24 protein-coding genes are annotated in these 24,091 nt (G+C 52.6%); 14 read left to right on the top strand and 10 right to left on the bottom strand.

Translation table 11 applies throughout. From position 1 onward, the window contains the following. Nucleotides 1-451: 451 nt before the first annotated feature. A complete protein-coding gene (locus OGW16_RS06335; RefSeq protein WP_003020908.1) occupies nt 452-706 on the bottom strand; it encodes a GlsB/YeaQ/YmgE family stress response membrane protein in 255 nt (84 codons plus the stop codon). A 201-nt stretch (nt 707-907) separates the two neighbouring features. Between OGW16_RS06335 and ycgR the strand changes: the two genes are divergently transcribed. Continuing rightward, nucleotides 908-1,642, top strand: coding sequence for a flagellar brake protein YcgR (gene ycgR / locus OGW16_RS06340; protein WP_043016069.1), 735 nt, complete (start codon nt 908-910; stop codon nt 1,640-1,642). A gap of 11 nt (nt 1,643-1,653) precedes the next feature. Here ycgR and emtA read toward each other — a convergent pair whose 3' ends face one another. Continuing rightward, nucleotides 1,654-2,265 carry a membrane-bound lytic murein transglycosylase EmtA gene (emtA, locus tag OGW16_RS06345; protein ID WP_016153365.1) on the bottom strand — a complete coding sequence of 204 codons (612 nt, stop codon included), beginning with the start codon at nt 2,263-2,265 and terminating at the stop codon, nt 1,654-1,656. A gap of 98 nt (nt 2,266-2,363) precedes the next feature. On the opposite strand from emtA, the gene ldcA reads away from it, so the two are divergent. Together ldcA and OGW16_RS06355 are read left to right on the top strand one after the other, a co-directional pair. Beyond that, nucleotides 2,364-3,278, top strand: a complete 915-nt coding sequence (ldcA, locus tag OGW16_RS06350) for a muramoyltetrapeptide carboxypeptidase (protein WP_087050933.1) — start codon at nt 2,364-2,366, stop codon at nt 3,276-3,278. A gap of 97 nt (nt 3,279-3,375) precedes the next feature. Next, nucleotides 3,376-5,109 carry a potassium/proton antiporter gene (locus tag OGW16_RS06355; RefSeq protein WP_043016067.1) on the top strand — a complete coding sequence of 578 codons (1,734 nt, stop codon included), beginning with the start codon at nt 3,376-3,378 and terminating at the stop codon, nt 5,107-5,109. Between the two features lie 93 nt (nt 5,110-5,202). Here the strand turns inward: OGW16_RS06355 and dadX are convergent, their stop codons facing one another. Beyond that, nucleotides 5,203-6,273: a catabolic alanine racemase DadX gene (dadX, locus tag OGW16_RS06360; RefSeq protein WP_100194270.1), complete on the bottom strand. Its 1,071-nt coding sequence runs from the start codon at nt 6,271-6,273 to the stop codon at nt 5,203-5,205. A gap of 12 nt (nt 6,274-6,285) precedes the next feature. Beyond that, nucleotides 6,286-7,584 (bottom strand): D-amino acid dehydrogenase, encoded by a 1,299-nt coding sequence (locus OGW16_RS06365; protein ID WP_043016065.1) that lies wholly within the window; start codon nt 7,582-7,584, stop codon nt 6,286-6,288. A gap of 322 nt (nt 7,585-7,906) precedes the next feature. Here OGW16_RS06365 and OGW16_RS06370 point away from each other — a divergent pair, with 322 nt between their 5' ends. Continuing rightward, nucleotides 7,907-9,439 (top strand): SpoVR family protein, encoded by a 1,533-nt coding sequence (locus tag OGW16_RS06370; RefSeq protein WP_199994782.1) that lies wholly within the window; start codon nt 7,907-7,909, stop codon nt 9,437-9,439. A 31-nt stretch (nt 9,440-9,470) separates the two neighbouring features. Here the strand turns inward: OGW16_RS06370 and fadR are convergent, their stop codons facing one another. Then, on the bottom strand, nt 9,471-10,190 hold the full coding sequence (gene fadR, locus OGW16_RS06375) for a fatty acid metabolism transcriptional regulator FadR (protein ID WP_043016063.1): 720 nt from the start codon (nt 10,188-10,190) through the stop codon (nt 9,471-9,473). Between the two features lie 236 nt (nt 10,191-10,426). Here fadR and nhaB point away from each other — a divergent pair, with 236 nt between their 5' ends. The 3 genes from nhaB (at nt 10,427) to OGW16_RS06390 (ending at nt 13,095) form a co-directional block, all read left to right on the top strand. Beyond that, nucleotides 10,427-11,971, top strand: a complete 1,545-nt coding sequence (nhaB, locus tag OGW16_RS06380; RefSeq protein ID WP_043016062.1) for a Na(+)/H(+) antiporter NhaB — start codon at nt 10,427-10,429, stop codon at nt 11,969-11,971. 141 nt (nt 11,972-12,112) lie between these two features. After that, on the top strand, nt 12,113-12,643 hold the full coding sequence (gene dsbB, locus OGW16_RS06385; protein ID WP_043016061.1) for a disulfide bond formation protein DsbB: 531 nt from the start codon (nt 12,113-12,115) through the stop codon (nt 12,641-12,643). Between the two features lie 110 nt (nt 12,644-12,753). Continuing rightward, the gene (locus OGW16_RS06390) at nt 12,754-13,095 is read left to right on the top strand and encodes a TehB family protein (protein ID WP_016153372.1); all 342 of its coding nucleotides are present in this window, start codon (nt 12,754-12,756) and stop codon (nt 13,093-13,095) included. Between the two features lie 29 nt (nt 13,096-13,124). On the opposite strand, the gene ycgN is transcribed toward OGW16_RS06390, so the two are convergent. From ycgN to OGW16_RS06405, 3 genes are all read right to left on the bottom strand, one after another. Next, nucleotides 13,125-13,571 (bottom strand): cysteine cluster protein YcgN, encoded by a 447-nt coding sequence (gene ycgN, locus OGW16_RS06395; protein WP_003020944.1) that lies wholly within the window; start codon nt 13,569-13,571, stop codon nt 13,125-13,127. Nucleotides 13,572-13,663: 92 nt separating this feature from the next. Beyond that, nucleotides 13,664-14,323, bottom strand: a complete 660-nt coding sequence (locus OGW16_RS06400) for a fumarylacetoacetate hydrolase family protein (protein WP_043016060.1) — start codon at nt 14,321-14,323, stop codon at nt 13,664-13,666. 69 nt (nt 14,324-14,392) lie between these two features. Next, nucleotides 14,393-14,686: a YcgL domain-containing protein gene (locus OGW16_RS06405; RefSeq protein ID WP_043016059.1), complete on the bottom strand. Its 294-nt coding sequence runs from the start codon at nt 14,684-14,686 to the stop codon at nt 14,393-14,395. Nucleotides 14,687-14,812: 126 nt separating this feature from the next. Between OGW16_RS06405 and minC the strand changes: the two genes are divergently transcribed. The 3 genes from minC to minE are packed head-to-tail and all read left to right on the top strand — an operon-like array spanning nt 14,813 to nt 16,626. Further along, on the top strand, nt 14,813-15,520 hold the full coding sequence (gene minC / locus OGW16_RS06410) for a septum site-determining protein MinC (RefSeq protein ID WP_043016058.1): 708 nt from the start codon (nt 14,813-14,815) through the stop codon (nt 15,518-15,520). A 23-nt stretch (nt 15,521-15,543) separates the two neighbouring features. Then, nucleotides 15,544-16,356 carry a septum site-determining protein MinD gene (gene minD, locus OGW16_RS06415; RefSeq protein WP_003020956.1) on the top strand — a complete coding sequence of 271 codons (813 nt, stop codon included), beginning with the start codon at nt 15,544-15,546 and terminating at the stop codon, nt 16,354-16,356. Between the two features lie 3 nt (nt 16,357-16,359). Continuing rightward, entirely contained in the window at nt 16,360-16,626 is a 267-nt protein-coding gene (gene minE, locus OGW16_RS06420) for a cell division topological specificity factor MinE (RefSeq protein ID WP_001185666.1), read from the top strand. 86 nt (nt 16,627-16,712) lie between these two features. On the opposite strand, the gene OGW16_RS06425 is transcribed toward minE, so the two are convergent. Next, nucleotides 16,713-17,630 carry a LysR family transcriptional regulator gene (locus tag OGW16_RS06425; protein ID WP_043016057.1) on the bottom strand — a complete coding sequence of 306 codons (918 nt, stop codon included), beginning with the start codon at nt 17,628-17,630 and terminating at the stop codon, nt 16,713-16,715. A gap of 103 nt (nt 17,631-17,733) precedes the next feature. Between OGW16_RS06425 and OGW16_RS06430 the strand changes: the two genes are divergently transcribed. From OGW16_RS06430 to OGW16_RS06445, 4 genes are all read left to right on the top strand, one after another. Next, nucleotides 17,734-18,816: a tartrate dehydrogenase gene (locus OGW16_RS06430; protein ID WP_100194268.1), complete on the top strand. Its 1,083-nt coding sequence runs from the start codon at nt 17,734-17,736 to the stop codon at nt 18,814-18,816. A gap of 251 nt (nt 18,817-19,067) precedes the next feature. Beyond that, entirely contained in the window at nt 19,068-20,669 is a 1,602-nt protein-coding gene (locus tag OGW16_RS06435; RefSeq protein ID WP_043016055.1) for a BCCT family transporter, read from the top strand. Nucleotides 20,670-20,714: 45 nt separating this feature from the next. Then, nucleotides 20,715-21,839, top strand: coding sequence for a carnitine monooxygenase, oxygenase subunit YeaW (yeaW, locus tag OGW16_RS06440; RefSeq protein ID WP_043016054.1), 1,125 nt, complete (start codon nt 20,715-20,717; stop codon nt 21,837-21,839). A gap of 71 nt (nt 21,840-21,910) precedes the next feature. Next, nucleotides 21,911-22,876 (top strand): PDR/VanB family oxidoreductase, encoded by a 966-nt coding sequence (locus tag OGW16_RS06445; protein WP_286518111.1) that lies wholly within the window; start codon nt 21,911-21,913, stop codon nt 22,874-22,876. Nucleotides 22,877-22,924: 48 nt separating this feature from the next. On the opposite strand, the gene rnd is transcribed toward OGW16_RS06445, so the two are convergent. Then, on the bottom strand, nt 22,925-24,040 hold the full coding sequence (gene rnd, locus OGW16_RS06450) for a ribonuclease D (RefSeq protein WP_193145529.1): 1,116 nt from the start codon (nt 24,038-24,040) through the stop codon (nt 22,925-22,927). Between the last annotated feature and the right edge of the window lie 51 nt (nt 24,041-24,091).

Genomic DNA, 24,091 nt, shown 5'->3' on the forward strand with positions numbered 1-24,091 from the left:
AAAGGGTTCCGTTCACCTCATATCCATAGTTTCTCTGAAACGCCGATTTCTGTGAACGTGTAAAGGGCGTTCTTCGCCACGCCCTTTACAATCCCGGCTCCCGGCGGGAAAATCGATGAGTCGTTGACGGCTGACCGGGTCTGTCCGCAGGGATGCGGACAGAGGGGACGGCCTAAGACGAATGACAAAATTGCCAGGAGCAATTTTGAACAGCGCTTGCGCTGGCCCCCAAGGGGTGAGCCCCAAGGATGGGGCGAATAATCGCGCAGCGACGATTTTCCCGCCGGGAGCCTGGGATGCAAGGGAAGTGGCGGCGAGCCTCCCTTGCACGTTCACGGGTGTCTGCGGTTCAGAGAAATGACACCGTTGAGGTGAACGGAACCCTGAGCAAGAATCACATGTTCACCTTACATGCTTAACTGAACGGCATTACCGCTCGGGGGCCGTTCGATTAATCTCGTCGTACAAGCCGGAAGACACCCAGCACGACAATCGCGCCGACCACGGCCACCAGGAAGCTGTGGAGATTAAACCCGCTGACATCGCCGCCGATACCAAACATCGTTGCCAGCCATCCACCGACCACAGCACCGACAACACCCAGAATACAGGTCAGGATAAATCCACCGCCATCGCGCCCCGGCATAATCAGTTTGGCGATAACCCCCGCAATCAGACCAAAAATAATCCAGGCAATAATTCCCATTTTCAGGCCCTCTTTCCAGTGAACGCACGCGCAAGACATTCCTGCGCCAGCCTTTAAAGTATAGGCAAACCATCGCTATATGCTGTTTTCACGCAGACTTAATTCATTGGCGTTGGTAAAAAATTTCATCCATTTGTATTAAGTTCCGTTGATTGATGCCGATAATCCAACGATAAACCAGGCATCCAGGAGTCATTAGGTGTGAGTAACTACAATGAGCAGTTCCTGAAGCAAAATCCGTTAGCGGTGTTAGGCGTACTCCGGGACTTAAATTCGCAGCAGGTTCCGCTGCGTATCTCCTGGGCGGGTGGCCAGTTCATCAGCAAAATATTGGCGGTCAACCCAGACGAACTGATCATGGATTTTGGCAGTCAGGAATACGAAAACCAGGCCGTGCAGCGTGCCAGCCAGATAACAATTATCGCCGAAACGCAGGGAGCCAAAGTGGAGTTCACCCTGCCACAGCTGAAAAAAGGCGAATACCAGCGACTACCCGCATTTATCTCATCGTTACCGCCTTCCCTGTGGTTCGTCCAGCGTCGGGAATATTTCCGCATCGGCGCTCCGCTGCATCCTCCCTATCGTTGTACGGTAAAAATGCCGGACAACAGCACACTCTGTTTTCGCTTATTCGATTTGTCGCTTGGCGGTATGGGCGGGCTGTTAGAAACGCCGAAACCAGAGGGGCTGGTAGAAGGCATGCGCTTCTCGCAGGTTGAACTGAACATGGAGCAATGGGGGGTGTATAACGTTGACGCTCAGCTTATTTCCATTAGCGAACGCAAAGTTATCGACAGTAAAAACGAAACCATTACCACTCCCCGCCTGAGCTTTCGTTTTCTCAACGTCGGCCCGGCGGTGGAGCGGAACTTACAGCGGATTATTTTTTCCCTTGAGCGCGAAGCCCGGGAAAAATCGAACAAAGTGCGCGATTAACATCACCTGAATTACATTACATCCAGCGCCTGCTGAAGCTTCCAGATATAGCGCGGAGCCTGCGGCGCCGGATGATTGTCCGCAACATGTTCAATAAATTCATCCGGACTGAGATCGTTGATCTTATTGATGGCTTTCTTCCTGTCGGAAGAGAACGTTCGCAGCAGTGCCCCCGCGCCGTTGGCGTACGATACCACCAGCGCATATTGCATCACCTGCGGATCTTCGATCCCGGCCAGCGGCCCGGTCTCCAGAATGCTCAGGTAGGCGGCCCCCATCGAGATATTGCGCTCAGGATTTTTCAATTCGCTGGTCGACGGTTCTCCGCTCCATCCCATACGACGATAAACATCGCGTCCTGAAGTAGAGGCTTTTAACTGCATCAGGCCGATCGCATTAGACTTACTGACCGCATTCGGGTTACCGCCTGATTCAATAGCGATGATGGCGGTAATCAATTGTGGACTGACACCCCAGGCCGCACCGGCTTTTTCGCTAATCGGCATCCATTGCATTGCGCGTTTAACCGGAACTTCAGCATTCCACGGCGGATTTTTGTAATCCTGTTTTGAACTACAGCCCGCAAGTAATACAACCAAAAAAGCAAACCATCTCAATTTCACGTCATCTATCCTTATAGCCGGAACCTGTCGCTGAGGTGACAACGACATACCTACGCGGCATGATATACATTTGGTTTTAGTTGTAGCAAGGAAATGCCATGTCCCGGTTTCACTTAATTGCCCCGTCGGGCTACTGTATCAACCAGCAGGCCGCCTTACGCGGGCTTGCGCGTCTTACTGAGGCCGGTCATCAGGTCGACAATTCAGCGGTTATTGCGCGCCGCAGCCAGCGTTTTGCGGGTACAGAAGCAGAGCGTCTGGCTGATGTGAACTCGCTGGTAAATCTGAAAACGCCCGATACCATTGTGATGGCGGTACGCGGCGGCTATGGCGCGAGCCGTTTACTGGAAGATATTGACTGGCAGGCGCTGGCGGACCGCCAGCAACACAACCCGCTGCTGCTGTGCGGGCACAGCGATTTTACGGCGATCCAGTGTGGTCTGCTGGCGCAGGGGAATGTGATTAGCTTCAGCGGCCCGATGCTGGCGGCTAACTTCGGCGCCGAGGAGATGAACGCATTCACCGAGCACCATTTCTGGCAGGCTCTGCGCAATGCCCAATTCACCCTCGAATGGCAGGGTAACGGCCCGGCGTGTGCGACAGAAGGGACGCTATGGGGCGGAAACCTGGCGATGCTTATTTCGCTGATGGGTACGCCGTGGATGCCGGCTATCAAAAACGGCGTTTTGGTGCTGGAAGATATTAACGAGCATCCGTTTCGCATTGAGCGCATGCTGCTGCAACTGTATCACGCGGGAATACTGGCCCAGCAAAACGCCATTATCCTCGGCAGTTTTAGCGGCAGCGCGCCTAATGATTACGACGCAGGTTACAATCTTGATTCAGTTTGTGATTTTCTGCGCGCCAGGCTGGCGGTTCCGTTGATCGACGGCCTTGATTTTGGCCATGAACAACGCACTGTCACCCTGCCTTTGGGAGCCAGAGCGATGCTGAAAAACGATAAAAACGGCACTCAGCTCACTATTAGTGGGCATCCGGTATTAAAATCGTAAAAAAAGCGGTTAAGAGGGCTAAGTAAAACGCTGTTTCTGTCGTTAATATGTTAGGGTTTATTAATACGAAACAGCGTAATTCAGGAGTAACCGAACGTTGGATGCCGCAGCAATTATCAGCCTTTTTATTTTGGGTTCCGTTCTCGTCACCTGCAGTATCTTACTCAGTTCATTTTCATCACGTCTTGGTATCCCTATTCTGGTGATATTTCTCGCTATCGGTATGTTAGCGGGCGTCGACGGCGTGGGCGGTATTCCTTTCGATAATTACCCTTTTGCCTACATGGTGAGTAACCTGGCGCTGGCGGTTATCCTCCTCGACGGCGGGATGCGCACCCAGGCCAGCTCTTTTCGCGTCGCTTTAGGCCCGGCGCTATCGTTGGCAACCGTCGGGGTGCTGATTACCTCCGGACTCACTGGCATGATGGCCGCGTGGCTGTTCCATCTGGATCTTATCGAAGGGCTGCTGATTGGCGCGATTGTGGGTTCAACCGACGCCGCGGCGGTCTTTTCCCTGCTTGGCGGTAAGGGTCTTAACGAACGTGTTGGCTCTACGCTGGAAATTGAATCCGGTAGTAATGATCCGATGGCGGTTTTTTTGACCATCACGCTTATCGCCATGATCCAAAATCACGAGACCGGTTTAAGCTGGATGTTTGCGGTGCATATTATCCAGCAGTTTGGCTTAGGCATCATGCTGGGACTCGGCGGCGGCTATCTGCTCCAGCAAATGATTAACCGTATTTCGCTGCCTGCCGGACTTTATCCGCTACTGGCGTTAAGCGGAGGAATCCTGATCTTTGCCCTGACCACTGCGCTGGAAGGCAGCGGTATTCTGGCCGTTTATCTGTGTGGTTTCCTGCTGGGTAATCGCCCCATCCGCAACCGGTTTGGTATTTTGCAAAACTTCGACGGTCTGGCCTGGCTGGCGCAAATCGCCATGTTCCTGGTGCTCGGACTGCTGGTTACACCGTCTGACCTGCTGCCTATCGCAATCCCTGCGTTAATTTTGTCTGCGTGGATGATATTTGTTGCCCGCCCACTTTCGGTGTTCGCCGGACTGCTGCCATTTCGAGGCTTCAATCTGCGCGAGCGCATTTTCATCAGTTGGGTGGGTCTGCGCGGCGCAGTTCCGATCATCCTCGCCGTCTTCCCAATGATGGCAGGTCTGGAAAACGCGCGCCTGTTCTTTAACGTCGCATTCTTCGTGGTTCTGATCTCGCTGCTGTTTCAGGGTACGTCGCTTTCGTGGGCCGCTAAAAAAGCCAAAGTGGTGGTCCCTCCCGTCGGCTGGCCCGTGTCGCGCATTGGTCTGGATATTCATCCGGATAATCCCTGGGAGCAGTTTGTTTATCAGCTCAGCGCGGATAAGTGGTGTGTGGGCGCCGCGCTGCGCGACCTGCATATGCCGGAAGAAACGCGAATTGCCGCCCTGTTTCGTGACAACGTGCTATTTCACCCCTCCGGCAGTACGCGCCTGCGCGAAGGCGATGTATTGTGTGTTATTGGCCGCGAGCGCGATCTCCCTGCTCTCGGCAAGCTGTTCAGCCAGTCCCCGCCGGTGTCGTTGGACCAGCGCTTCTTCGGTGACTTTATTCTTGAAGCCAGCGCAAAATATGCCGATGTGGCGCTGATTTATGGCCTGGATGATGGCACAGAGTATCGTGATAAGCAGCAAACGCTGGGGGATATTGTCCAGCATCTGCTTGGCGCCGCGCCGGTCGTCGGTGACCAGGTTGAATTCGCTGGCATGATCTGGACGGTTGCCGAGAAAGAAGATAATGCGGTACTGAAGGTCGGTGTTCGCGTTGCTGAAGATGAGGATGAGTAACGCGGATATTTTTTGCCGGGTAGCGGCTGCGCCGTACCCGGCCTACAAAATGAGGCCTGATAAGCGCATCGCTATCAGGCAGTCCTACAAAAGTTACACCGTCACCACCGGCACGCGCAGCGCCAGAGAACACATCAATTCGTAACCTACCGTACCCGCGGCGCTGGCTACATCGTCAATTTTAATCTCTTTGCCCCACAGCTCTACCGGCGTCCCTATCCCCGCCTGCGGACACGGCGTCAGGTCTACCGCCAGCATATCCATTGAGACTGTTCCCACCGTAGTGGTACGTACGCCATCCACCAGCACCGGTGTCCCGCTTGGCGCATGGCGCGGATAACCGTCTGCATAGCCGGTCGCTACAATGCCAATACGCTGCTCGCCGCTGGCGGTGTAGCGTCCTCCGTAACCCACCCGGTCTCCGGCTTTCAGCGTTTGTACGCCGATTATCTCGCTGCTAAGGGTCATCACCGGTTTGAGGCCGGTATTGGCGATGTCCTGCCATTGTCCCGACGGCGATGCGCCATACAAGATAATACCCGGACGAACCCAGTCATAATGTGCTTCAGGGTGCCACAACGTGGCGGCCGAATTGGACAGCGAGCGTCTGCACTCCAGCCCTTCTGTCGCCTGCGCAATACGCGCCATGGCCTCCCGGATACCTTCCGGGTGCTCTGCATCGGCAAAGTGTGACATCAGCGTCATTTCACCAACGTTGGGCATCGCCCGCAGCTGTTGCCAGACCGTAGAAACTCTGTCCGGTAAGAAACCCAGCCGGTTCATGCCGCTGTTCACCTTCAGGTAAACATCCAGCGGCGCGTTGAGGCGCGCATTCTGCAACGCTTTTAGCTGCCAGTTACTGTGTACACAGGTGGTCAGACGATATTTGTCATACACCGTTAAATCTTCGGCGTGGAAAAAACCCTCCAGCATGAGTATCGGGCCTTTCCATCCGCGCTCGCGCAGGGTTATCGCTTCTTCAAGATTGAGCATGGCAAAACCGTCGGTTGTGCCCAGCGCATTCCAGACGCGTTCAATGCCGTGTCCGTACGCATTGGCTTTCACCACCGACCAGACGCGAGCGTCCGGCGCGGCCTGGCGGGTGATGCTCAGGTTTTGTTTCAACGCCTGCAGGTCAATGCTGGCCAGTATCGGGCGAGTCATCTCACGTCCTTATCAGTTATGTGCGCCATGTAAATGCCGTGGGCGAGATGGAGTAAACCCCGGGCTGTAGCGCGCCACGCTCAGATCGTCGTAAGGAATGGCTGGTGTGCGGCCAGAAAGAATGTCGCTCAGCAACTGACCCGAGCCGCAGGCCATAGTCCAGCCCAGCGTACCGTGGCCGGTGTTGAGTAGTAGATTCTTAAAGCGGGTTCGCCCAACCACCGGTGTACCGTCCGGAGTCATCGGACGAAGCCCGGTCCAGAAAGTTGCCTGTTCCACATGACCACCACGCGGGAAGAGATCGCGTACAACCATCTCCAGCGTTTCACGACGAGGTTGTAGCAATTCCGTATTGAAGCCGACAATTTCCGCCATGCCGCCCACACGAATACGGTTATCAAAGCGGGTAATGGCGATTTTGTAAGTCTCATCAAGGATAGTAGAAACCGGCGCGCCGTCATCTTGCGCCACCGGAATGGTCAACGAATAGCCTTTGAGCGGATAGACCGGAATATCAACGATGCCTTTCAGCATCGCCGTAGAGTACGAGCCAAACGCCATTACATAGGCATCTGCTTTGACTATCTCTTCGCCGCACTGAACGCCGTAAATCTGCTCACCATCGCTCAGCAGCTTATCGACCGGCGTATTAAAACGAAACTTAACGCCAGCCTGCTCAGCCATCAGCGCCAGACGCTGGGTAAACAGCTGACAGTCACCCGTTTCATCATTCGGTAAACGCAGACCGCCGGTCAGCTTGTGCGCCACTTCCGCCAGCGCCGGCTCGACTTCAGCCAGGCGGCTTGCTTCCAGCAACTGATAGGGTACGCCAGCGTCTTCGAGCACGGCGATGTCGCGGGTGGCGTTCTCATACTGTTGAGCGGTACGGAAAAGTTGCAGGGTTCCGCCCTGGCGCCCTTCGTACTCAATACCGGTAGAAGCGCGCAGCGCTTTCAGGCAATCACGGCTGTATTCCGCCAGACGCACCATGCGTCCTTTGTTTTCCATGTAATGGCTGGTGTCGCAGTTGCGCAGCATTTGCCACATCCATTTCAACTGGAACTGGGTCCCGTCGAGGCGTACGGCCAGCGGAGCATGACGCTGAAACATCCATTTAATTGCCTTCAGCGGTACACCTGGCGCCGCCCATGGTGCTGCATAACCTGGAGAGATTTGCCCCGCGTTCGCTGCACTGGTTTCCAGTGCCGGACCGGGCTCACGATCAATGACGGTGACATCGTGTCCAGCCTGACTTAAGTACCAGGCGCTAGTCACGCCAACGACACCACTTCCCAGTATGACAACTCGCATAGCCACTCCGTTAACAGTAAAAGAACAATCATCTAATTACATCTTGATAACTCAGTTGAAAATATTATTCAACATATGGCTTTTTTATGGTGACTTATCTCACATATAGCGGTGACAGCGGGGAACTCTCTGCTTTGGCATCTCCTGCTGTGCGCTATTTTTATCCAGCATAAAATTTTGCGACCATACCGTTTTTCGACGCCTCGCTAACGAGAAATCGCAAAGAAAAAATTTCAGCCGCAGCACGTTTTTTAACACCATGATCTATGCTTGAAATGAGGTACTCCAGACAGAGAGTGCCGCCAACAATGAGGGTGCGCGAATGGCTACGATTGATTCCATGAACAAGGACAGCACACGGTTAAGCGATGGACCCGACTGGACGTTTGATCTGCTGGATGTCTATCTGGCGGAAATAGACCGCGTGGCGAAACTCTACAAACTGGATACCTACCCGCACCAAATCGAGGTAATCACCTCCGAACAGATGATGGACGCTTACTCCAGCGTCGGGATGCCAATCAACTATCCACACTGGTCGTTTGGTAAAAAGTTTATCGAAACCGAGCGCTTGTATAAGCATGGTCAGCAGGGGCTGGCCTATGAAATCGTTATCAACTCCAATCCGTGTATCGCGTATCTGATGGAGGAGAACACCATCACCATGCAGGCGCTGGTGATGGCGCATGCCTGCTACGGACATAACTCCTTCTTCAAAAACAACTACCTGTTCCGTAGCTGGACGGATGCCAGTTCCATCGTCGATTACCTGATCTTCGCGCGAAACTATATTACCCAGTGTGAAGAGCGTTATGGCGTGGATGAAGTCGAAAAGCTTCTCGACTCCTGTCACGCGCTGATGAACTACGGCGTGGACCGCTACAAGCGTCCACAAAAAATCTCGCTACAGGAAGAGAAAGCCCGGCAGAAAAGTCGTGAAGAGTATCTGCAAAGTCAGGTGAATATGTTATGGCGCACGCTGCCGAAGAAAGAAGAAGAGAAAACCGTTTCACAAGCCCGGCGTTATCCTTCTGAGCCACAGGAGAACCTGCTGTACTTCATGGAAAAGAACGCCCCACTGCTAGAATCCTGGCAACGCGAAGTCCTGCGTATTGTGCGTAAGGTCAGCCAGTATTTTTACCCGCAGAAACAGACGCAGGTGATGAACGAAGGTTGGGCTACTTTCTGGCATTACACCATCCTGAACCACCTTTATGATGAAGGTAAAGTCACCGAACGGTTTATGCTGGAGTTTTTGCATAGCCATACCAACGTGGTGTTCCAGCCGCCGTACAACAGCCCGTGGTATAGCGGGATAAACCCGTATGCCCTGGGTTTTGCGATGTTCCAGGATATCAAACGTATTTGTCAGTCGCCGACCGAAGAGGACAAATACTGGTTCCCGGATATAGCGGGCTCAGACTGGCTGGAAACTCTGCACTTCGCGATGCGTGATTTCAAAGATGAGAGCTTCATTAGCCAGTTCCTGTCACCGAAGGTTATGCGTGATTTCCGCTTGTTTACCGTACTGGATGACGATCGTCATAATTATCTGGAGATTTCAGCGATCCACAACGAGGAAGGATATCGCGAAATCCGCAACAGGCTGTCGTCGCAATATAACCTGAGCAACCTGGAGCCGAATATTCAAATCTGGAACGTCGATCTGCGCGGCGATCGCTCGCTCACCTTGCGCTATATTCCGCATAACCGCGCTCCGCTGGATAAAGGACGCAAAGAGGTGCTTAAGCATGTGCACCGGCTATGGGGTTTTGACGTGATGCTGGAGCAGCAGAATGAAGATGGTAGCGTGGAGTTGCTGGAGCGTTGCCCGCCGAGGATAAACGGTCTGTAAAAACAAAACCCCTCGAATGAGGGGTTTTTAATTAGCGTCCCTGAATAGCTAAATCGCCCGGCAGGTTCTTCTGCATACGATGCCAAATCTCGCCGCTGTCGTGACCATAGCGACGCACCGTTTCATAAACCTGCTCATGAGCGCCATGCTCGCACAGTTCTGACAGCTTATGGTAGAAGCTCAGCGCCAGCGCGCGCGCTTCCGGATTGGCAAAATAATGGCGGCCAATGCGGGTATATAATCCTTTCATACCATTAAGGATCAAACCGTAAATCGGATTACCGGAGGCAAATGCCAGACCGCGGAAAATGTTATAGTCCAGATCGGCGAACGCATCAGCATGGTCGGCCACCTGATTTGCCGTCGCCAGAACCTCCTGCGCTTTATCAGGATGCTGGCGAAACGCGGTACGAATAAAGATCGTCGAGATGTTGGTACGCACGGACAGCAGATTATCGATAAGCTGCGGAACGCTCTCGTGATCGAGACGCGCCAGCGTTTCAAGGATATTCAGCCCGGAGGTTTCCCAGAAGTTATTCACCTTCGTCGGTTTGCCGTGTTGAATGGTCAACCAACCGTCACGCGCCAGACGCTGTAATACCTCGCGTAACGTGGTACGTGTCACTCCGATCAGTTCAGAGAGTTCACGTTCAGCAGGCAAAATAGTGCCAGGTGGGAAGCGGTTATTCCAGATACTTTCAATGATGTACTCTTCCGCGAACCCAGCCGGGCTTTGCGCCTTAATGACCATAGTAATAATTCCATTACACAGCAAAACATAGTTACAGTTATCATACCAGACGGGTTACATAGCTGATAGCTGACGCAATGAAGAAAAAGTAGATCAAGGCTTCATTTTCCAGATAACGCTAAAGCGCAGCCAGCCTTGCCCGTCGCGTGAATAGCTTGCCTGTACTCCCTCCTCCCGCTAAGCTTTGCGGTCAAACATAAAAATATGATTTCATTTTTAAAGGTAGGGAAATCACCATGGAGCTATCATGGGGTCGCGCTATGTGGCGCAATTTTTTAGGTCAATCACCTGACTGGTACAAACTTGCACTGCTCGTCTTCTTAGTCGTTAACCCGATTATATTTTTTATTAATCCTTTTATTGCGGGCTGGCTGTTGGTGGCCGAGTTCATCTTTACGCTGGCGATGGCGTTAAAATGTTATCCGCTGCTACCAGGTGGGCTGTTAGCTATCGAAGCAGTCATCATCGGTATGACCAGCGCCACGCATGTGCGTGAAGAGGTTGCCGCTAACCTTGAGGTGTTATTGCTGCTGATGTTTATGGTGGCTGGCATCTACTTTATGAAACAGCTGCTGCTGTTTATTTTCACCCGCCTGCTGCTTACGATTCGCTCCAAAACGCTGCTGTCGCTGGCTTTTTGCGTTGCTGCCGCCTTCCTTTCTGCGTTTCTTGATGCGCTGACCGTCGTTGCCGTGGTGATCAGCGTCGCGGTCGGTTTCTATGGTATTTACCATCGCGTCGCCTCTTCCCGCGCGGAAGACAACAACATGCTCGATGACAGCCATATCGATCAGCACAATAAGGTCGTACTGGAGCAGTTTCGTGGTTTTCTGCGTAGCTTGATGATGCACGCGGGCGTCGGTACGGCGTTAGGTGGCGTAATGACGATGGTCGGCGAACCGCAAAACCTGATTATCGCCAAAGCGGCGGGCTGGCATTTTGGTGACTTCTTCCTGCGCATGTCGCCGGTCACCGTACCTGTGCTGATTTGCGGCCTGTTAACCTGTGTGCTGGTCGAGAAATTACGCTGGTTTGGCTATGGCGAAACGCTGCCGGAGACCGTCCGCGATGTCCTGCAACAATTTGACGATCAAAGCCGTCAGCAACGTACTCGTCAGGATAAAATCAAACTGATTGTTCAGGCTATTATCGGCGTCTGGCTGGTGGTTGCTCTGGCTCTGCATCTGGCAGAGGTTGGATTAATTGGCCTGTCCGTCATCATTCTGGCAACGTCGTTGACCGGCGTTACAGACGAACATGCTATTGGCAAAGCGTTTACCGAGTCGCTGCCGTTCACCGCCCTGCTGACCGTGTTCTTCTCTATTGTTGCGGTTATTATCGATCAACAGCTCTTCTCGCCGATCATTCAGTTCGTATTGCAGTCCTCTGAACATGCTCAGTTGACGCTGTTCTATCTCTTTAACGGCCTGCTGTCTTCAATCTCTGATAACGTTTTTGTCGGCACCATCTATATTAACGAAGCCAAAGCAGCGCTGGAACAAGGGACCATCAGCCTCAACCAGTACGAACTGTTAGCGGTAGCGATTAATACCGGGACCAACCTGCCTTCCGTGGCTACACCAAACGGTCAGGCGGCATTCCTGTTCCTGCTGACCTCCGCGCTGGCACCATTGATTCGCCTCTCTTATGGCCGCATGGTGTGGATGGCTCTGCCGTATACTCTCGTCCTGACGCTCGTTGGTCTGCTTTGCGTCGAGTTCACGCTGGTACCGGTGACCGAGTGGATGACTCAAACGGGCTGGTTAGCTACACTTTCATAACAATTAACCGGGCAAATCACTGCCCGGTTTGACTTTTTGCATGATAATTATCCGATTACGCAAATTTTCAATTCCCGCTAGTGGCGCATAAATTGAATTGGTTTAAACTGCGGTCTCTACGCATGTTGCAGGGAAATTATTATGTTGCGATTTTTAAACCAATGCTCCCGAGGTCGTGGAGCATGGTTATTGTTGGCGTTAACCGCCTTTGCGCTGGAACTCGTTGCGCTGTGGTTCCAGCACGTCATGCTGCTAAAACCTTGCGTGTTGTGTATTTACGAACGTAGCGCATTATTCGGCGTGATGGGTGCGGGGCTGGTGGGGGCTATCGCGCCAAAGACACCGCTGCGCTATGTGGCGATGATAATCTGGATTTACAGTGCCTGGCGTGGGCTTCAGTTAGCGTATGAGCACACCATGATTCAGTTGCACCCATCACCGTTCATGACCTGTGATTTTGCAGCCCGCTTCCCGAGCTGGCTGCCGCTGGACAAATGGCTGCCGCAGGTGTTTTTAGCATCCGGTGACTGTGCTGAACGCCAGTGGTCTTTTTTAACCCTGGAAATGCCACAGTGGCTGTTGGGGATCTTCGCCGCTTACCTGGTGGTCGCCGTGCTGGTATTCATAGCACAGCCGTTTAAACCGAAAAAACGTGACCTCTTCGGTCGCTAACAGAGACGCTCCTTCAGGAGCGTTTTTTTTGCCTTAAATCCATTGCCTGCTGGCATCTATAAAATGTATATTAAATACATCTTATAGATGCCACACGAAGGAGATGTCTTATGTCCCATTTACGCATCCCGGCAAACTGGAAAGTGAAACGCTCTACTCCCTTCTTTACCAAAGACAACGTCCCGGCAGCACTTCTTTCTCACCATAACACCGCAGCAGGCGTGTTTGGTCAGCTCTGTGTAATGGAAGGTACGGTAACGTATTATGGCTTTGCCAATGAAGACGCAAAAGAGCCCGAAGTGAAGGTAGTGATTAATGCCGGTCAGTTCGCGACCAGCCCACCGCAGTACTGGCATCGTGTTGAATTAAGCGACGACGCACAATTCAACATTAACTTCTGGGTGGAAGATGACAACCACTCCGATGAGATGTATCAGGCGAAAAAGTCTTAAACCTTAACGCCTGCTAATCGATGGGCGGCTCAGTCCGCCCATGAAGGTTTGTTCAGGATATGATCCTGCCAGTCACGTACTTCCGATTCTTTCACCGCAATATGACGAACTGAGATACGTTCACCGTGCATCGCCGCTTTAGACCCCGTCAGCAACGGATGCCACTCCGGCAGCCCTTTACCTTCCGCGAGCAGACGATACGCGCAGGTCATTGGCAACCATTCAAAAGTCGGCAAATTATCGCGCGTCAGTTTGATGCAGTCAGGCTCGTACTCGAATCGACGTTCGTAATTACGGCACTGACAGGTTTTGATATTGAGTTGCTTACACGCGACGTTGGTAAAGTAGATTTCGTCGGTGTCTTCATCCATCAGCTTATGCAGGCAGCATTGACCACATCCGTCACATAATGACTCCCACTCGGCATCGGTCATTTCATCAAGGGTTTTACTTTGCCAGAAAGGTATGTCGCTCATCAGGGTTTCCGCTATTGCATTAAAGCTGCACCTTATAACCAGTCTGGCACGCTGATGCAAGTTTTGCCGCCCGAAAAGGCGGCAAGCAGAGATTACAGTACGCGGGTCGTCAGCGTTTGACCGTTAAAACTGATCGCCAGTTCATCACCGCTGCTTAATGGCCCCACGCCTGCTGGCGTGCCCGTCAGCACAACATCACCCGCTTTGAGGGTAAAGAAACGACTCATATAGGCAATCAAAGGAACGATTTGATGGATCATATCCGCCGTGGAGCCGTGCTGACGCTGTTCACCGTTGACCGTCAACCCGAGCATCGTATCCTGTGGATCGCCGTTAAATTCCGCTACGGGAATAAATCCTGACAGCGGGCAAGAGTTATCAAAACCCTTCGCTTTTTCCCATGGCTGCCCCGCTTTCTTCATTTTGCCCTGGATATCGCGCAGGGTCAGATCCAGTGCGACGCCATAACCCGCGATGGCTTTGCGCACATGATCTTCCGTCGCCTGTCGCAGGGTCGCGCCAATGAGCACAGCCAGCTCAACTTCATGGTGAACCGACCCCATATCAGATGGGATCACCAGCGGCTGGCGTAAATCGCACAGTGCGGTTTCCGGTTTAATAAACAGCACCGGCTCTTCGGGGGGGGTTCCGCCCATCTCTTTAATATGGTTAGCATAGTTACTTCCTACGCAAACCACCTTACTCACCGGATAATCCAGCAGAGCACCATGCCAGTTGTGATGTTGATACATTACTTTCCCCTAACGTAGTCATAGATTTCAGGTACTGCATCGATGGAACGTGCTGCTGGCGGATGCAGTTTAACGTTTAGCGTCTGGTGTATTTTGTTTTGTCGCAGCCAGATGCTGTTTAAGTAAATCTTCTGGCGGCGGTGGTATTTGTAAATAATAGCCCTGCTCGGCCAGGGCCTGTTTTACTTTTTCAAGATCGGCATTAACCAATTTTTTTCGACCATCAAGCGGTAACATCATTGCCAGCGTCGGCTGACCAAATCCTTTCATCAGTTCTTCAGGAACGCGTGAGAAATCGTCTTTTTTTTCGACATATAAATAGGTCTGGTCACGTTTGCTGCTTCGGTAGATCACACAAAACATATCTTTTACTCTGAATTCACGGAATGGTGGCTTGCCTCAATATAATACTGACTATAACATGCCTTATAGTCTTCGGAATATCACCCCGCGCTGGGGATGATAAATAGCAAATTGAGTAAGGCCAGGATGTCAAACACGCCAATCGAGCTTAAAGGCAGTAGCTTCACCTTATCAGTGGTTCATTTACATGAAGCAGAACCCGAGGTTATTCGTCAGGCGTTGGAAGACAAAATCGCGCAGGCGCCGGCTTTTTTAAAACATGCTCCCGTGGTGGTTAACGTGAGTGGTCTTGAAAGCCCGGTCAACTGGTCAGCGCTGCAGAAAGTTGTTACGTCTACCGGATTGCGCATTATTGGCGTTAGCGGATGCAAAGACGCCAGACTCAAGGCTGAAATCGACGAAATGGGCCTTCCTTTACTGACTGAAGGTAAAGAAAAAGCTATTCGTTCTGCGCCTGTTGAGACCCCGGCTCCCGTTGCTCCGCCGCAAAACGTTACTCCCATCACAAAAACACGATTAATAAATGTGCCGGTTCGTTCCGGTCAGCGCATTTATGCTCCACAATGTGATCTGATTGTTACAAGCCACGTCAGTGCAGGCGCAGAGCTTATCGCTGATGGTAATATTCATGTTTATGGCATGATGAGAGGCCGTGCGCTGGCAGGCGCAAGCGGCGATCGGGAAGCGCAAATTTTTTGTACCCATCTGACGGCAGAACTGGTGTCTATCGCAGGTGTTTATTGGCTGAGTGATAAAATCCCAGCAGAATTTTATGGCAAAGCGGCCCGTCTGCAATTAGCAGAGAACGCTTTGACAGTTCAACCGTTGAATTGATCCCTTTTTAACAAGGAATTTCTATGGCACGCATTATTGTTGTTACTTCGGGTAAAGGGGGCGTTGGCAAAACCACCTCCAGCGCGGCCATCGCTACAGGTTTGGCCCAGAAGGGAAAGAAAACTGTCGTTATTGATTTTGATATCGGCCTGCGTAACCTTGATCTGATTATGGGTTGTGAACGCCGCGTCGTTTATGACTTCGTCAACGTTATTCAGGGCGATGCGTCGTTAAATCAGGCGTTAATCAAAGATAAGCGTACCGAAAATCTCTTTATTCTTCCGGCCTCACAGACTCGCGATAAAGACGCGCTGACGCGTGAAGGCGTCGCGAAAGTTCTGGACGACCTGAAAACGATGGAATTCGACTTCATCGTCTGCGACTCCCCGGCAGGTATTGAAACCGGTGCGCTGATGGCCCTGTATTTTGCCGATGAAGCGATTATCACCACTAACCCGGAAGTTTCCTCTGTACGTGACTCTGACCGTATTCTGGGTATTCTGGCGTCGAAATCTCGTCGTGCGGAAAACGGTGAAGATCCGATTAAAGAGCATTTGTTGCTGACGCGCTACAACCCTGGCCGCGTAAATAAAGGTGACATGCTGAGCATGGAAGACGTACTGGAAATTCTGCGAATCAAGCTGGTTGGCGTGATTCCTGAAGATCAGTCAGTCCTGCGCGCGTCTAACCAGGGTGAGCCGGTTATTCTCGACATCAATGCCGATGCCGGTAAAGCCTATGCTGATACCGTAGACCGTCTGTTGGGAGAAGAACGTCCTTTCCGCTTCATTGAAGAAGAGAAGAAAGGTTTCCTCAAACGCCTGTTCGGAGGATAAGTTATGGCATTACTGGATTTTTTTCTCTCGCGGAAAAAGAGCACAGCGAACATCGCTAAAGAGCGACTGCAGATTATTGTTGCGGAACGCCGTCGTAGTGACGCCGAGCCACATTATTTACCGCAGTTGAGGAAAGATATTCTCGAGGTTATCTGCAAGTATGTACAAATTGATCCTGAAATGGTCACCGTACAGCTTGAGCAAAAAGACGGCGATATTTCTATCCTCGAACTTAACGTGACATTACCTGAAGCCGAAGAATCTAAATAACGGCTTTGCTCAGAGAGTCATCGTTACAAAAAAGGCAGATTATTCTGCCTTTTTTATTTTCTGTTTCTTGCCAGGCTGCTGCACCTTTATTCCAAAGTAAACTTTGGATAGTTTTCGGTAAAATAGCGGCGCAAATACTCAACCGTAATACGGATTTTTGCCGACGTCGCCAGCCGGGAAACATAAACCGCCCAAATATTTGCTGGTTGATAATACTCGGGCAATATGTGTATCAGGTTGCCGCTGGCAATGTTGTCGCAAACGTCCCACCATGACCGCAGAGCTATTCCCTGCCCATCAAGGCACCACTGATGTACCACTTCGCCATGATTTGACGACAAAGGCCCCGTAACTTTAATCGAATGCGCGCCCTCTTTATTGCGCATTTGCCAGATACCAAACGGATGGTCGCGCTCTTTGATGACCAGACAAGGAAAAGTGGAGAGATCGTTGAGTTGCTTCGGCGTCCCATGCTGCCTCACAAATTCCGGCGAGGCGCACAGAATACGGTAGTTAGTCGCCAGCTTGCGGGCAATCAGGTTCGGCGCGATATCATCCCCGATACGAATATCAAGATCGACGCCCTCATTCACCATATCCACCAGGCGGTCTTCAACATCGAACCGCAGTTCTAATTGCGGATACTCTTTTGCCAGCGCAGACAGCGCCGGAGCCACCACCCGGCGGCCAAAACCAAAGCTACTAATAATACGTAGCATCCCCTGCGGGATCTGCCTGGCATCTGATAGCTCATCCATCATCTGATCGACATCCTGCAGGATCCGCTGCGCCCATTCGTAGATCCGCTCCCCCTCTTCCGTGATGGTTACGCGCCGCGTTGTCCGGTGCAGCAGCACTACATTCAGCGTTTGCTCCAGCAGGGCAACGCGCTTACTGATAAAAGCCGGTGAGACGCCCAGCTCTTCGGCAACGGCGGCAAATCCTGCACGACGGGCAACCAGCATAAAGACGCGTAAATCATTTAGCAGCGGCAGATTATTCATGATCTGTGTTTTATGTTTCACCAGTTAGGGGGATTAACTATTAATCAGTCAATTATAGGATAAGGGGAAAGTCAATTTTGATGGCGTACAAGTGAGAGCTGCTATGAAGAAAACCTGGCGTATCGCCGCTATCCCCGGAGATGGCATTGGTAAAGAAGTTCTGCCTGAGGGCATTCATGTGTTGCAGGCAGCCGCCGAGCGTTGGGGGTTGTCGCTCAGCTTTGAGCAAATGGAATGGGCCAGCTGCGAATACTACGCCCATCACGGCAAGATGATGCCGGATGACTGGCATGAGCAGCTGCAATCCTTTGATGCTATCTATTTTGGCGCGGTTGGCTGGCCGGACACCGTGCCTGACCACATCTCATTATGGGGTTCGCTGCTTAAGTTTCGTCGCGAATTCGACCAGTACGTCAACCTGCGCCCGGTGCGCCTGTTTCCGGGCGTCCCTTGCCCACTGGCTGGCAAGCAGCCAGGCGACATTGATTTCTACGTCGTACGCGAAAACACCGAGGGAGAATACTCTGCCCTCGGCGGACGCGTGAGCGAAGGTACCGAACACGAAGTGGTTATCCAGGAATCAGTCTTCACCCGTCGTGGCGTGGATCGTATCTTGCGTTACGCTTTCGAGCTGGCGCAAAAGCGCCCGCGCAAAACCCTGACCTCAGCAACCAAATCCAACGGCCTGGCCATCAGCATGCCTTACTGGGACGAACGCGTGGAAGCAATGGCGGCTAACTATCCCGAGATCCGCTGGGATAAACAGCATATTGATATATTGTGCGCCCGCTTTGTGATGCAGCCGGAGCGTTTTGACGTCGTGGTTGCCTCCAACCTGTTTGGCGACATCCTCTCCGATCTTGGCCCGGCCTGTACCGGAACGATTGGCATTGCGCCTTCTGCCAACTTAAATCCGGAGCGCACCTTCCCGTCGCTGTTCGAGCCGGTACACGGTTCGGCCCCCGATATCTACGGCAAGAATATCGCCAACCCTATTGCGACTATCTGGGCTGGCGCCATGATGCTCGACTTCCTTGGCAACGGTGATGCCAACTATAAAGCCGCCCACGACGGTATTCTGGCGGCAATTGAGCAGGTCATTGCCAGCGGCCCGAAAACGCCAGATATGAAAGGCAACGCCACCACCCAACAGGTTGGTGAAGCCATCGCTCAGGCACTGCGTTAGAGGTCAAACCACGAAATATGAGCCGCGTCACTGACGCGGCTTTTTTATGCGTTTTATGCCGCCAATAACCTGCGCCAATTCACCTTTTATTATTTCCGTTCCGTGTTTTATTGCTTCACGCATCGGGCAATTGTTTAATTCATGTAAAAAACAAATAATAAAATTGTTAAATACAAAATCACTGATTCCCTACAGCATGATAACAACGACAGGCTAATGCCATACGCGGGCAACTGTGCCCAGGAGATCCCATGTTGAGCAACGTAAAGAAAAAAGACATGCCGCTGATAGCCATCAGCCTGGTGGCTATTCTTTTCATCGCCGCCACGCTTAGTCTCTTCCCTCAGCAGTCTGCACAAGTCGCAAATACCCTTTTTAACGGCGTTACCCGGATGCTGGGTTCCGCCGTGCAGATCCTCGTTCTGATGGCGATGGGTCTGGTCGTCTGGCTGGCTACCAGCAAATACGGCAACATTCGTCTGGGTGAAGGGAAAGCGGAATACAGCACGCTGTCCTGGCTGTTTATGTTTATATGTGCCGGATTAGGCTCCTCAACACTCTATTGGGGTGTTGCTGAGTGGGCCTATTATTACCAGACTCCGGGTCTGAATATCGCGCCGCATTCGCAAAAAGCGCTGGAATATAGCTTACCCTACTCCTTTTTCCATTGGGGGATCAGCGCCTGGGCGACTTATACCCTGGCCTCACTAACAATGGCCTACCACTTTCATGTGCGTAAAAACAAAGGGCTGAGCCTGTCCGGAATTATTGCCGCTATCACCGGCGTCCATCCGCAGGGCGTGTGGGGTCGCCTGGTTGATTTGATGTTCCTGATCGCAACAGTTGGCGCGTTAACCATCTCTCTGGTTGTCACCGCCGCCACCTTTACCCGCGGTTTATCTGCCCTCACGGGTTTGCCGGATAACTTCACCATGCAGGCGTTTGTGATCCTGTTCTCTGGCGGCATTTTCTGCATGAGCTCCTGGATTGGCATCAATAACGGTTTGCAACGTCTGAGCAAAATGGTCGGCTGGGGGGCATTCTTACTGCCGCTGCTGGTGCTGATCGTCGGCCCGACCGAATTTATCACCAATAACATCATCAACGCCATTGGTCTGACGACACAAAACTTTTTGCAGATGAGCCTGTTCACCGATCCACTTGGCAACGGTGAGTTCACCCGCAACTGGACGGTGTTCTACTGGCTGTGGTGGATCTCCTACACCCCAGGCGTGGCAATGTTTGTCACTCGCGTATCCCGTGGTCGCAAAATCAAAGAGGTTATCTGGGCGTTAATCCTCGGTAGTACCGTTGGCTGCTGGTTCTTCTTCGGCGTGATGGAAAGCTACTCAATCCACCAGTTTGTGAACGGTGTGATCGACGTACCGCAGGTTATGGCGACACTGGGCGGTGAAACGGCCGTACAGCAAGTGTTGATGTCGTTGCCAGCCGGGAAACTATTCCTGGTGGCGTATCTGGCGATCATGATTATTTTCCTTGCCTCGCACATGGATGCCGTCGCCTATACCATGGCCGCCACCAGCACGCGTAACCTGCAGGAAGGGGAAGATCCGCAGCGTAGCTTACGACTGTTCTGGTGCGTGGTCATCACCCTGATCCCCTTATCGATTTTATTCACCGGCGCATCCCTGGAAACCATGAAGACCACGGTGGTTCTGACCGCACTTCCCTTCCTCGCCATTCTGTTGGTGAAAGTCGGCGGTTTTCTTCGCTGGGTACGGCAGGACTATGCCCACGTTCCTGCGCATCAAATTGAAAGTCATCTTCCCGAAACGCCAGTTAACGCCCCCGTTGCGCCACCGGCCGGGACATTACTCAAAGGCGACAATTAAGCGCCAGTATAAAACCCTCTTACTCACAAATTAAAAGGTATTCCAATGAGCAATCTAAGCCCTGAGTTTATTCTGCCGCAAAATTTCTGTGCCAACCCGCAGGACGCCTGGACTATCCCTGCCCGGTTTTATACCGACCATCAGGCCTTCGAGCACGAACAAGAGAAAGTGTTTGCTAAAAGCTGGATTTGCGTCGCCCACAGTAGCGAGCTGGCAAAGCCCAATGATTATGTTACCCGTGAAGTGATTGGCGAGAACATCGTGCTGGTACGGGGTCGCGATAACGTGCTGCGCGCGTTCTACAACGTTTGTCCGCATCGCGGTCATCAGCTGTTGAGCGGCGAAGGGAAAGCGAAAAATGTAATTACCTGCCCTTACCACGCATGGGCGTTCAAACTTGACGGCAATCTGGCGCATGCGCGTAACTGCGAAAATGTCGCCAACTTCGACAGCGAAAAAGCGCACCTTACCCCTGTACGTCTGGAAGAGTATGCCGGATTCGTGTTTATCAACATGGATCCGAACGCAGGCAGCGTAGAAGAACAACTCCCTGGTCTTGCAGACAAAGTTATCGAAGCCTGCCCTGACGTGCATGACCTGAAACTGGCGGCGCGCTTTACGACCCGTACCCCGGCAAACTGGAAGAATATTGTCGACAACTATCTGGAGTGCTACCACTGCGGCCCGGCCCACCCAGGTTTTTCCGACTCGGTTCAGGTTGACCGTTACTGGCACACCATGCACGGCAACTGGACGCTGCAACACGGTTTCGCCAAACCGTCAGAGCAGTCATTTAAGTTCGAAGAAGGTGTTGATGCCGCCTTCCACGGTTTCTGGCTGTGGCCATGCACCATGCTCAACGTCACGCCAATCAAAGGCATGATGACCGTTATCTACGAATTCCCGGTGGATGCGGAAACCACGCTGCAAAACTATGACATTTACTTCACCAACGAAGAGCTGACCGAAGAGCAGAAACAACTGATCGAATGGTATCGCAACGTCTTTCGTCCTGAAGATTTACGTCTGGTTGAAAGCGTGCAAAAGGGGCTGAAATCGCGCGGGTATCGCGGTCAGGGCCGCATTATGGCGGACACCAGCGGCAGCGGCATCTCCGAGCATGGCATTGCCCATTTCCATAATCTGGTCGCGCAGGTGTTTCAGGAATAACCCGGGGCTGTAACGACAGACACCGGCGCGTCGTTGAACCGCGCCGGACAGATTTTTTAGGGAGTGCCGCAATGTCTGATTATCAAATGCAAGAAGTCCGGGTCAGTCGGATTGAGACCATTACCGCGCAGGTAAAACGCTTCACCCTAATGGCAACCTCAGGCCAGCCGTTGCCTGCGTTTCAGGGTGGCAGCCATATCATCGTGCAGATGCGCGATGGCGAGAACCTATATAGCAATGCGTACTCGCTGATGAGTTCACCCTTCGATACCAGCGCCTGGCAAATCGCCGTACGACTGGAAGAGGCGTCCAAAGGCGGCTCACGATATCTGCATCAAAAGGTGAAACCCGGCGACACGCTCACGATCTCCACGCCAAACAATCTGTTCGCCCTCGCCCCTCAGGCACAACAACATCTGTTGATTGCCGGAGGTATCGGCATCACACCGTTTTTATCGCAGATCCCGGAGCTGGAACACTCTCAGGCAGAATGGCAGCTACATTATTGCTCTCCCAGCCTGGACAACTGCGCATTTCATGACGAACTCCTGCAGTACCCCAGCGCCGATCGCATTCATCTGCACCTCTCAAGCGCAGGCACCCGCCTTGATTTAGCACGCCTGCTGGCCGATGTTGAACCCGGCACGCATATTTATACCTGTGGCCCAGCGGTGCTCAACGATGCCGTCAGAGAAGCGGCTTCCCGCCATGGGCTGGATAGCAATACGCTACATTTCGAACAATTTGCGCTGGAAGATAAAAGCGGCGACGCCTTCACCCTGGTGCTGGCGCGTTCCGGGCGCGAGTTTGTGGTTCCGGAAGAGATGACCATTTTGCAGGTTATCGAAAATAACAAAGCTGCACGCGTTGAGTGTCTGTGCCGGGAAGGCGTGTGCGGCACCTGCGAAACAGCGATTCTTGAAGGGGAAGCGGATCACCGCGATCAATACTTTAGCGACGACGAAAAAGCCAGCCAGCAGAGCATGCTCATTTGCTGCTCTCGCGCCAAAGGTAAGCGCCTGGTACTTGATTTGTAGCGTTCGCAGGCCGGGTCAGCAATGGCGCGACCCGGCGAGTCTGGTGACTTACTGCGGATATTCCTGCAGCAGCGCGTTGAGACGATCGGACATCAGTTCGCCACGCCAGCCGGAAACCAGCTCCGGCAGGGTCTGCTGCGGCTTTAATTTCCAGTGCCAGTTGAGCAACTGGTTGATCTGACGGCGGGAAGCCAACAGTTCGACGCTAAGATTTTGTTCCGCACTCACTTCGGCAACCAGCGTCTTGATGGCTTTGAACGCCTTGCGATATCCTGGCATATCCATCAAATTCAGTAGCGGCTGCGGCAGCGACTCTTCCGGTAAAGCCTGGGCCTTTTCTACCAGCGAGATTAGCGTTTTGCCGTGGAAGCGAATTTCGCTTCCGGAAAGACCCAGGCTATCCAGTTCACCCAGGCTGCCCGGCATATAACGTGCCACCGCCCACAGATGTTCTTCACGCACCACGAAGTTTACCGCCAGATCGCGCTCGCGCGCTTTACGCAGCCGCCAGTCGGCAAGCAGTTGCAGGCAGGCTAACTGACGGGTACGAAGTTGCCAGGCGTTGGTGATGTCGCGCCAGGCATCTTCAGGTGCCAGAATCTCCTGGCGACGCTGTTGCATCAAGCGGCATTCGTCCAGCGCGGCTGGCAGCCAACCGCTGGTTTCAGTTTCAGCCATCAGCTTTGAGGTGATCGGTAACAGATACCAGACGTCAGCCGCCGCATATTCGCACTGACGTTCGGTCAGCGGTCTGGCCAGCCAGTCGGTACGCGACTCGCTTTTGTCGAGCGCCACGCCCGTAAACTCTTCCACCATCGCGGCAAAGCCCCACGACAGCGGACGACCGCAAAAAGCGGCCAGAATTTGTGTATCAATTAACGGCTGCGGAAGTTCGCCAAAAGCGTTGAGAAACACTTCCAGGTCTTCACTGCCCGCATGCAGGAATTTGGTGATGGCGGTATCACGCAGAATATCGCGCAACGGCGACCAGTCGGTGATCCCCTGCGGATCAATCAGAGCAACGTGTTTGCCATCAAACAGCTGGATCAGCCCCAACTGCGGATAATAGGTACGTGTGCGAACAAATTCGGTATCCAGGGCTATCGCCGGAAATTCACGGACGGCTTCGCACAGCGTGGCCAACGCGTCGTCCGTGGTGATCATTTGATAATTCAAATCGTGCTCTCTTAGGTTTACGCCAAAAAAAACGCCGGA

The organism is Citrobacter sp. Ce104 (assembly GCF_030334595.1).
GTDB classification, from domain to species: domain Bacteria; phylum Pseudomonadota; class Gammaproteobacteria; order Enterobacterales; family Enterobacteriaceae; genus Citrobacter; species Citrobacter europaeus.